Here is a 534-nt window from a genome sequence, read left to right on the forward strand (position 1 = left end):
ACTATCAGCAAATGTTTCGGACTTAAGCGTGATGCCTATTATAAGTATAAAAAAAGGGCTGAACAGCGCTTAAAGCTTGAACAACAGATCATTCAGGTAGTACAGAGAAAACGCAAGTCCCTTCCCAGAGAAGGTGTTAGAAAACTCAAAAAATCCTTGAAGGATGATTTTGACAAGGCCAACCTTAAAGTTGGCAGAGATACATTGTTCAATGTCCTTAGAAAACATAATATGCTCACACTTAGAAAGAAACCAAGCTATAGAACAACTAACTCTTTGCATAGATTTTACAAGTATAAAAATAGCATTAAAGACTTAGAAGTTAACAGACCTAATCAAGTTTGGGTAAGCGATATCACATACATCAGAACTGTAAAAGGGTTTTGTTACTTGGCACTGATAACGGATATGTATTCTCGCAAGATCGTTGGATGGGACCTGAGCAATAGCTTGGAGTTGTCTGGCTGTGTAAGAGCTCTGAACAAGGCATTGTATCAAGCTAAAGGAACTAATGGGCTCATTCACCATTCCGAC

Annotated in this window: 1 protein-coding gene; it reads left to right on the forward strand. The window is 38.2% G+C overall.

Annotation, left to right across the window (positions count from 1 at the left end; genetic code table 11):
• Window positions 1–231: 231 nt before the first annotated feature.
• The coding region (locus K8344_RS14000) for a DDE-type integrase/transposase/recombinase (RefSeq protein ID WP_237609297.1) at window positions 232–534 on the forward strand (303 nt) is incomplete at its 3' end.

Source organism: Aequorivita xiaoshiensis (assembly GCF_022008395.1).
Classification (GTDB): domain Bacteria; phylum Bacteroidota; class Bacteroidia; order Flavobacteriales; family Flavobacteriaceae; genus Aequorivita; species Aequorivita xiaoshiensis.